This window comes from Streptomyces sp. NPDC059456, assembly GCF_042750055.1.
Classification (GTDB): Bacteria; Actinomycetota; Actinomycetes; order Streptomycetales; family Streptomycetaceae; genus Streptomyces.
Genome location: NZ_JBHYVA010000049.1, coordinates 13414 through 22761 on the forward strand (window position 1 = coordinate 13414; position 9348 = coordinate 22761).

At 72.2% G+C, this 9348-nt stretch carries 8 protein-coding genes; 6 read left to right on the forward strand and 2 right to left on the reverse strand.

Translation table 11 applies throughout. From position 1 onward, the window contains the following. Window positions 1-276 precede the first annotated feature (276 nt). Window positions 277-1488 carry an Ig-like domain-containing protein gene (locus ACFXA3_RS07420; RefSeq protein ID WP_385183244.1) on the reverse strand — a complete coding sequence of 404 codons (1212 nt, stop codon included), beginning with the start codon at window positions 1486-1488 and terminating at the stop codon, window positions 277-279. A gap of 276 nt (window positions 1489-1764) precedes the next feature. Here ACFXA3_RS07420 and ACFXA3_RS07425 point away from each other — a divergent pair, with 276 nt between their 5' ends. The 6 genes from ACFXA3_RS07425 to ACFXA3_RS07450 are packed head-to-tail and all read left to right on the forward strand — an operon-like array spanning window position 1765 to window position 8589. Further along, window positions 1765-2874 (forward strand): lipid II:glycine glycyltransferase FemX, encoded by a 1110-nt coding sequence (locus ACFXA3_RS07425; RefSeq protein WP_385183247.1) that lies wholly within the window; start codon window positions 1765-1767, stop codon window positions 2872-2874. Then, window positions 2871-4613: a murein biosynthesis integral membrane protein MurJ gene (gene murJ / locus ACFXA3_RS07430; RefSeq protein WP_385183249.1), complete on the forward strand. Its 1743-nt coding sequence runs from the start codon at window positions 2871-2873 to the stop codon at window positions 4611-4613. Before ACFXA3_RS07425 ends, murJ begins: the two co-directional genes overlap by 4 nt. 7 nt (window positions 4614-4620) lie before the next feature. Further along, window positions 4621-5304 carry a response regulator gene (locus ACFXA3_RS07435; protein WP_385183252.1) on the forward strand — a complete coding sequence of 228 codons (684 nt, stop codon included), beginning with the start codon at window positions 4621-4623 and terminating at the stop codon, window positions 5302-5304. Continuing rightward, entirely contained in the window at window positions 5301-6743 is a 1443-nt protein-coding gene (locus ACFXA3_RS07440; RefSeq protein ID WP_385183255.1) for an ATP-binding protein, read from the forward strand. The genes ACFXA3_RS07435 and ACFXA3_RS07440 overlap by 4 nt, the downstream gene beginning before the upstream one ends. After that, window positions 6740-7246 carry a hypothetical protein gene (locus ACFXA3_RS07445; RefSeq protein WP_385183258.1) on the forward strand — a complete coding sequence of 169 codons (507 nt, stop codon included), beginning with the start codon at window positions 6740-6742 and terminating at the stop codon, window positions 7244-7246. Before ACFXA3_RS07440 ends, ACFXA3_RS07445 begins: the two co-directional genes overlap by 4 nt. 44 nt (window positions 7247-7290) lie before the next feature. After that, window positions 7291-8589: a cytochrome P450 gene (locus ACFXA3_RS07450; RefSeq protein WP_385183261.1), complete on the forward strand. Its 1299-nt coding sequence runs from the start codon at window positions 7291-7293 to the stop codon at window positions 8587-8589. Here the strand turns inward: ACFXA3_RS07450 and ACFXA3_RS07455 are convergent. Then, window positions 8549-9274 (reverse strand): hypothetical protein, encoded by a 726-nt coding sequence (locus ACFXA3_RS07455; RefSeq protein ID WP_385183264.1) that lies wholly within the window; start codon window positions 9272-9274, stop codon window positions 8549-8551. The two genes, ACFXA3_RS07450 and ACFXA3_RS07455, sit on opposite strands and share 41 nt — an antisense overlap. Window positions 9275-9348: the final 74 nt, after the last annotated feature.

The window sequence follows — 9348 nt, forward strand, 5'->3', positions numbered from 1 at the left end:
GCGGGGCGCGGGGGCCACCCCCCCCCCTCGGCCCGCCCCCCCCCCGGGGGCAGCGCGGGCGGGCCCGGAAGGCGGCCCGCCGGTCAAGGGCCCGCAGCCGACCTGCCCGCGCCGGAACCCGGAACGGTGCTGCCGGGCGGTTCACGGTAGCTCCGAAGAGCCGCCCCGTCCGGCAGCAGCCGCAGATCACTGCTCGCGCAGAGGTACCGAGAAGTACGAGGGATCGGTGCACGGCGAGGAGAAGGTCAGCTGCGCCGGTGGGGTCGTGCTCGTGGATCAGCCGTTCTGCGGCGTGCCGCCGAGGGCGCTCTTGGCCTTCCACTCGTCCCAGGACAGGTTCCACTCGCCGTAGCCGTTGCCGATGTCGGCCTTGCCCTTGGAGCCTTCGCCGGAGACCTCGACCAGGTCGCCGACCTGGGCCTCGGCGAAGAGGGCCTTCGCGTCGGAGTCGCTCATCCCGACGCAGCCGGAACTGGTGTTGGCGCGGCCGAAGTTGGCGGTGTTCCACGGCGCGGCGTGGATGTACATGCCCGACCAGGTCAGGCGCATCGAGTAGTCGACCATCTTGTCGTAGGAGTCGCCCAGGCCCACCGTCTGGGAGTCCATCCGGATGGTGCCCTCCTTGGTCATCAGCACCATCTTCCCCAGCCAGGAGGCCTTCTTGCCGCCGGGCGTGCCCGCCGAGACCGGGATGGTCTTCACCGCCTGGCCGTCCTCGGTCACCGTCATCTTGTGGGTGTTCAGGTCGACCTGGAGCCGGCGGTCCTTGCCGATCTTGAACGCGGTGTCGTAGTCCTTGACGAACATCCCGCCGCCCTGGCCCGAGTCCACCCCGTTGAGGTTCATCTCGACCTTGACCTCGGTGCCGGACTTCCAGTACTCCTTCGGCCGCCAGTCCACCCGGTCGTTGCCGGTGTAGTCCTTGAACCAGCCCCAGGAGCCCTCGGTGTTGTTCGAGGTCGTGACCTTCAGGTGCTTCTCGACCTCGGCCTTGTTCTTCACCGGGTTGTCGAAGACGATCGAGACCGGCTGGGCGATGCCCACCACGCCGTTCGCCTTGCCCGGGTTGATCGTGACCTTGTTGACCTTGTCCGCTGCGACCGTCTTGAACTGGGCGTTCGCGCTCTGGCTGTCGGTGTTCTGCGCCTCGACCTTGTACTCGGTGCCCGGCGAGGCGTTGCGCTCGGAGGTCCACGTCTTGCCGTCGTCGGCTATCTTGCCGGGCAGTTCGTTGCCCTTGCCGTCGGACACCTTCACCAGGGCCAGCTTGCCCTCCCCGACGGTCACCTTCACCGGCTCGCCGGGCTTGGCCTGATCGCCCGTGAGGTTCACGGAGATGGCCATGTCCGCCTTCTTCTTCATCTCCCCCTTGCCGGAGTCGGTCCCGCCGCCGCTCCCGCCCGAGCAGGCGGTCAGCGCTGCGGCCATGAGTGCGGTCCCGGCCAGCATGGCGTGGCGACTGCGTGCGATACGGCGTGTGCGGCTCAACGAAACCCCTCCAAGTAATGATCGATCGCAAAAGGAGATGCGAACGGCACGACTGTAGGTTGCGCAATCCGCGGAAAAGATTCGTCTTTCCCTTGTGACGTGCACCGCAGCGAAACGGTCATCGTCCGGTCACAATCGCCGCGCGCCGCGGTCACGGACGCCTGTGAGAGTCCTGTGCGTCCTGCTTCCCCGGACGTACAGGAAGGCCGATCCGCCGTGTGCGCACTGCTCGTGAACCCCGCCCATCGACACCAGTCCCCGGACGGGGAGCTGAGCGTGCGTTCCCTGTCCGCTCCGGAATACCAGGCCTTCCTTTCACGAAACCGGAATGCCAGCTTTCTCCAGTACCCGTCCTGGGCCGCCGTAAAGGACCAGTGGCGCTCGGAAAGGGTCGGATGGCACGACCCGGAGGGGCAGACGGCCGGCGCCGGACTGGTCCTCTACCGCCAATTCCCCGGCACCCGGAAATACTTCGCCTACCTCCCCGAGGGGCCCGTCGCCGACTGGTCCGACCCGCGCATCGACCGGTGGCTGGAACCCCTCAAGCGCCACCTGCGCGCGGCCGGCGCGTTCGCCGTCCGGATCGGGCCCACGCCCGCCTACCGCCGCTGGGACGCCGCCGCCGTCAAATCCGCCACCGGACCCGGCCGGCAGGTGTCCGACGTGCTCGCCACCGAGGTCGACCCCGTCGGCGCGGCCCTCGCCGACCGGCTGCGCACCCGCGGCTGGACCCGGTGCGGCGGCGAGGACGACGGCGACGCCCAGCCGCGCCACGTCTTCCGCGTACCGCTCGCCGGCCGTTCCGTCGACGAGCTGTGGTCCGGCCTCAACCAGGAGTGGCGGCGCAACGTGCGCAAGGCCGAGAAGGCCGGCGTGGAGACGATCCTCGGCACCGCCGCCGACCTGCCCGAGTTCTACCGGCTGCTGCGCATCACCGAGGAGCGCGACGGCTTCCGCCTGGGCCGCTCGCTCTCCTACTACCAGCAGCAGTACGCGGCCCTCAACGCCGAATCACCCGGCCGGATGCGCCTCTACCTGGGCATCCACCAAGGCGAGATCCTCGCCGCGCACACCATGATCGTGGCCGGGCGGCGCGTCTGGTACCAGACCGGCGCCTCCGCCGACCACCGCCGCGAGGTCCGCCCCAGCAACGCCCTGCAGTGGCGCATGATGCGGGACGCCCACGTCCTCGGGGCCGACGAGTACGACATGCGCGGGGTACCCTCCACTCTCGACCCCGACGAACGATCTTTCGGGCTGCTGCGCTGGAAGCTCGGCACCGGCGGGCAGGTCGTCGAAACCCTCGGCGAGTGGGAGACCCCCATGGACGGATACACCAACACGGCCCTGTACAAGGCCTTCCAGGCCTACATGGCCCGCCGGTGACCACCACCGACACCCGGCCCGCACCCGGCCCGGCCGCCGACGGCCCGTCCGCCGGCAGCCCGTCCGCCGACGCCGCGGCCCGGCCGGCACCCGCGAAGACCTCGGTGCTGCGCAGCGGCGCGCTCATGGCGGCCGGCTCGATCGTCTCCCGCGCCACCGGCTTCGTCCGCTCCGCCGTCGTCGTCGCCGCACTCGGCACCGGGCTGCTCGGCGACGGCTACGCCGTCGCCAACACCGTCCCGAACATCCTGTACATGCTGCTCATCGGCGGCGCCCTCAACGCCGTCTTCGTCCCCGAGCTGGTCCGGGCCGCCAAGGAACACGAGGACGGCGGGGCCGCCTACACCGACCGGCTGCTGACCGCCTGCACCGCGGCGCTCGTCGTACTGACCGCCGTCGCCGTGCTCGCCGCACCGCTGATCGTCTCCGCGTACACGCCCTACACCGGCAGCCAGGCGAGCACCACCGTCGCCCTGGCCCGCTACTGCCTCCCGCAGATCCTCTTCTACGGGCTGTTCACCCTGCTCGGCCAGGTGCTGAACGCCCGCGGCCGGTTCGGCGCGATGATGTGGACCCCGGTCCTCAACAACTTCGTGATCATCGGCGTGTTCGGGCTCTTCCTCCACCTCTCCCACGGCGCGGCGGACGGCCTGACCGCCGCCGACACCCGCCTGCTGGGCCTGGGCACCACCGCCGGCATCGTCATCCAGGCCCTCGCCCTGCTCCCCTCGCTGCGCGCCGCCCGCTTCCGCTGGCGCCCCCGCTTCGACTGGCGCGGCCAGGGCCTCGCCCGCCCGCTGCGCAACGCGGGCTGGCTGGTCATGCTCGTCTTCACCAACCAGATCGGCTACTGGGTCGTCACCCGGCTCTCCACCGCCACCGGACACCGCGCCGTGGAGGCCGGCCTCGCGGGCGGCGCCGGGTACACCGCCTACAGCAACGCCTACCAGCTGTGGATCGTCCCGCAGGGCATCATCACCGTCTCGCTCGTCACCGCCCTGATGCCCCGGATGAGCTCGGCGGCGGCCGAGGGCGACCTCTCCGGCGTCCGCCGCGACGTCTCCTACGCACTGCGCTCCAGCGCCGCCCTCGTCGTGCCCGCCGCCGCGCTGTTCGCCGCGCTCGCCCCCTGGATCATGGGCAGCGTCTTCGGGTACGGGCGCACCGGCGCCGCCGACATCGAGGTCATGGCGGGCATGCTCCTCGCCTTCGCACCCGGCCTCATCGCCTTCTCCGGACAGTACGTCCTCTCGCGCGCCTTCTACGCCCTCTCCGACACCCGTACCCCCTTCTTCCTGAACCTGGTCATCGCCGGACTCAACGCCGGGCTGTCGGCCGCCGCCTACGTCCTGCTGCCGCCGCGCTGGGCGGTCACCGGCATGGCGGGCGCCTACTCCGTCGCACTGTTCGCGGGCCTCGCGGTGACCGCGTACACCCTCTCCCGCCGGCTCGGCCCGCGCACGGGAACCCGTACCGAACGGCGCACCACCGCCACCCGCACCCACCTGCGGCTGCTGACCGCCTGCCTGCCCGGCGCCGCCGCCGGGTACGCGGCCGCCCGGGCCGCCGACGGCCTCGGCGACTTCGCCGCCATCGGCGCGGGAACCGCGGCGCTCGCCCTCGTCGTCGTACTCCTCGCCAGGCCGCTGGGCCTCAGCGAGATCACCGATCTGCTGGACTCCCTGCGGCGCAAGACCGGCCGGCAGGACGACCCGAAGTCGGCGAAACACCCTGGATAATGACCGGATGCCACGCGTACTGCTGATCGAGGACGACCCTTCCATCCGGGAAGGAGTCGGCCTCGGCCTGCGCCGCCGCGGCCACGAGGTGGCCGCCGCCGAGACCGGTGAGGCGGGCCTCGCCCTGATGGCGAGCTTCGGCCCGGAGCTGGTCCTGCTCGACCTCATGCTGCCCGGCATGAACGGCGTGCAGGTCTGCCGCCGCATACGCGAGACCAGCCAGCTCCCGATCATCATGCTGACCGCCCGCGGCGACGACTTCGACATAGTCGTCGGCCTCGAAGCCGGCGCCGACGACTACATCGTCAAACCCGCCCGCACCGAGGTCATCGAGGCCCGCATCAAGGCCGTCCTGCGCCGCCTCGGCGCCCCGGCCGGCAGCCGCCCCGACATCGAGTTCCACGGCGAGCTCGCCATCGACCGCGCCGGGCTGACCGTCGCCAAGAACGGCGAACGCGTCCCCCTCGCCCCCAGCGAGATCAAACTCCTGCTGCACCTGTCCGCCTCGCCCGAGCAGGTCTTCTCCCGCCAGCAGCTCCTCGAATGCGTCTGGGACCACAGCTACCACGCCGACGCCCGGCTCGTGGACGCCTGCGTACGCCGCCTGCGCACCAAGGTCGAGGACGTCGACGGCAGCCCCCGCTACATCCAGACCGTCCGCGGCTTCGGCTACCGATTCGGCCCGCTGTGAGGCGCATCGCGCCCCTCGGGCTGCGCACCCGGCTGATCGCGGCCTTCCTGCTGGTCGCCGCCGTCACCGCGGTGACCACCGCGGCACTGACCTACCAGCAGGCGCGCACCGCCGTCCTCAAGCAGAGCCAGGACACCGCCGTCAGCACCCTGCGCGACCAGGTGGAGAACCAGCCCCTCCAACTGCCCCTGGACCAGGCCCAGATCCAGCGGATCGTCAACGACATCGCCAAGCGCGGCAAACCGCACCCGTGGAACATCTTCGCCGAGTACGGCACCCTGCGCGCCTCCAGCACCACCACGCCCACCTCCACCGTGGTCACCGAACAGCTGCGCCGCCAGGTCACGGCCCATCCGCACGGCGCCTTCCAGCGCGTCACCGACGACTCCGGCAACCCGTACCTCGCCGTCGGCATGCCGGCCGTCTGGCTCCACAGCGAGGTACGGGAACCCACCGGCCTCGTCCTCTTCGCGACGATGCCCCTCACCACCGAGGGCAAGACCGTCGAAGCCATGGTCGAAGCCGCCAAACGCGGCGCCGTCCCCGGCCTCGCCATCGCCGTCATCCCCGCCCTGCTCGCCGCGCGCAGCGTGCTGCGCCCCGTACGCGACATGCGCCGCGCCGCCCAGCGCCTGGGCCGCGGCCACCTCGACACCCGCATCGAGGTCCGCGGCGCCGACGAGCTCGCCGGACTCGCCCGCACCTTCAACGAGACCGCCCGCGCCCTCGAACGCTCCGTGAGCGAACTGCGGGACGCCGAGGCCCGGGCCCGCCGCTTCGCCTCCGACGTCTCCCACGAACTGCGCACCCCGCTCTCGGGGATGCTCGCCGTCACCGAGGTCCTGGACGAGGACGCCGAACGCCTAGACCCCGACACGGCCGCCGCCCTGCGGCTGGTCAGCTCCGAGACCGGCAAGCTCGCCGTCCTCGTCGAGGACCTCATGGAGATCTCCCGCTTCGACGCCCGCGCCGCCGAACTCAACCTCGACGACGTGGACGTGGCCGAGGCCGTCCGCAAGACCCTGGAACTGCGCCACTGGGACGACGAGCGGGTGGTCACCGAACTGCCGTCGCAGGTCCGCGCCCGCCTCGACCCGCGCCGCTTCGACGTGGTCCTCGCCAACCTCGTCGGCAACGCACTGCGGCACGGCGGCGCCCCCGTCCACGTCACCGTGCGCACCGAGGCACGGCCCGGCGGCCCCCGGCTGCTGATCGAAGTCGCCGACAGCGGGCCCGGCATCGCGCCCGAGGTGCTGCCGCACATCTTCGACCGCTTCTTCAAGGCCGACGCCGCCCGTACCCGCTCCGCGGGCAGCGGCCTCGGCCTCGCCATCACCCTGGAGAACGTCCGCCTGCACGGGGGCACCCTGCGGGCCGCGAACGGACCCGCCAGGGGAGCTGTGTTCACGCTCGACATGCCGCTGGAGGCCGACGCATGACCCGGATGCCCACCGCCGTGGCCGCCGGCGCCGCCCTGCTGCTGGGCGGACCGCTGCTCGCCGGCTGCGGGATCAAGCCGACGGGGGTCATCGAGAGCGGAGCCGCCGCGAAGGTGATCATCCCCGGCCCGGGCACCCTGGGGACCGTGTACTTCGTGACGCCCGACGGACGTCTGGCCCCCGTACCCGAGCAGGACCAGCCCGCCCGGTCGCCGGTGTCCGTCCTCATGCGGCTGCTCATCGGCCCCCTCGACGAGGAGAAGGCCGGGGGCCTGGAGACCCGGGTACCCGCACCCGCCGACCGCAAGCCCCCCTTCGGCCTCTCTGCCAGCGTGTCCGGGGACGTCCTGGAGGTCCGGCTGCCGTTCGCGGTCGCCGGCCTGTCCGAGACGGCCCGCCGTCAGCTCGTCTGCACGGCGGCCTCCACCAACCCGAAGTACACGGTGGTCCTGCGCGGCCCCGACACCGCGGTCGGACCCGCCCGCTGCGACCTCGACGACTGACCGTCCCCTTGCGACAGGGCGGCCGCAGCGGCCACGGTGACCCCATGGACCCCGCCGCCGTGCCCTCCGCCCAGGTACCCGCAGCCCCCGTGCCCGACGTCTTCGACCCCCGGATCTACGCCGCCGGGATCCCGCACGAGAGCTACCGGCTGCTGCGCGACCGGCACCCCGTCGCCTGGCAGGAGGAGCCGGAGGTCCGGGGCTGGCCCGCCGGCCCCGGCTTCTGGGCCGTCACCCGGCACGCCGACGTCGTCCGCGTCCTGCGCGACCACACCACGTACTCCTCCTGGCTCGGCGCCACCCAGATCCGCGACCCCGACCCGGCCGACCTGCCGTTCCTGCGGCGCACCATGCTCAACCAGGACCCGGCCAAGACCGCCGGCGGCCACGGGAAGCTGCGTCGGCTGGTCTCCCGCGCCTTCACCCCCGCCCGCGTCGACGCCTTCACCGGCCGGGTCCGGGAGCGGGCCCGCACCCTGCTCGCCGCCGCCCGCGCGCAGGCCGAGGACGGCGCCGCCGACCTGGTCCGCACGGTCACCGACGAGTACGCCCTGCTCAACCTGACCGACCTGCTGGGCGTTCCGGCCGCCGACCGGGACCTGCTGCTGCAATGGACCGTACGGATCATCGGCTACCAGGATCCCGAGGACGCGCCCGCGCCCTTGCTCGGCGCCGACGGCAAGCCCCTCAACCCGCGCTCCCCGGCGCTGCTGGGCGAGATGTTCGCGTACGCCCGCGAACTGGCCGCCCACAAACGCACCCACCCCGGCGACGACGTGATGACCGCCCTCGCCGAGGCCGGACTCGACCCCGCGGAGCTGGAGATGTTCTTCTTCCTGCTCACCGTCGCGGGCAACGACACCGTGCGCAGCGCCGCCCCCGGCGGCCTGCTGGCCCTGGCCGGCGACCCCGGCGCCTACCGGCGGCTCGCCGACGGGCGGGCCCCGCTGCACACCGCCGTCGACGAACTGCTGCGCGTCCACCCGCCGGTGCTCAGCTTCCGCCGCACGGCCGCCACCGACACCGAACTCGCCGGACGGCGGATCCGCGCCGGGGACAAGGTGGTGGTCTTCCACGCCTCCGCCAACCACGACGAGCGCGTCTTCACCGACCCCGGACGACTGGACCTCGCCCGGACGCCCAACGCGCACGTCTCCTTCGGGGACGGCCCGCACGTCTGCCTCGGCGCCCACTTCGCCCGCCTCCAGCTGCGCGTGCTCTACGAGGAGTGGCGCACGGCCATGCCCGCCCCGGAACTCGCGGGCCCGCCGCGCCGGCTGGTGTCGAACTTCATCAACGGGATCACGCGGCTGCCGCTGCGGGTGTCCGGGCCGGCCGGGTGACGTCCGCGACCAGCTCCGTCACGTCCGGCCCGTAGGCGTCGGAGTTGATCACCTTGAGCAACAGGCAGAACGAGTCCCGTCCGTGCCTGCGCGCCAGCTCCCGGTGGTGCTTGGCCAGGTAGCGGGCGGCCGCCTGGTTGCTGTTGGCGGTCTGCCCCGACAGCAGGAACACCGGGCGCGTGCCCCGCTCCGTCACCAGACGCGCCAGTACGACGTGCTCGACCATGCCCTTCTCCCAGAGGTACGTCTCCCCGCCCACGCTGATCGACCCCCGTTCCGGGCCCGGGTCGGCGCTGACGTCGACCCGCACACCCGGCAGCAGCGAGGCCAGGTGGGCGGTCGTACGGGAATTGGAGGCGGGCCCGCCCACACAGAACTCGGTGCGCTCCCCGAACCCCTGCCGGGCCGCGTCGTGCGGCACGATCTGCACGGTCGCCCCGCAGTCGCGGATCAGGGCGGATATCTCCAGCAGGGCGAAGGCGTCGTTGCGGTGCAGCGACGAGTCCTTGCCGCCCATCTGGCGGTTGACCACGAACAGGCAGTCCGATCCGGTCGGCAGCCCGAAGAAGGCCTGCTTGCGGCGCAGGTCGCGGCGCCACAGATAGGTCCGGGTGAACCAGCCGAAGCCGCCGCTGACGGCGGTGGCCACCACCCCGAGCACGATGTTGCGCACGTCGTCGTTCATGCGGCGGATGCTAGCCCCCGCGAGGTCTTCCTGACGCGGGGGGTGCGGTGAAGTTACAGTGCCGAGTTCAGGCC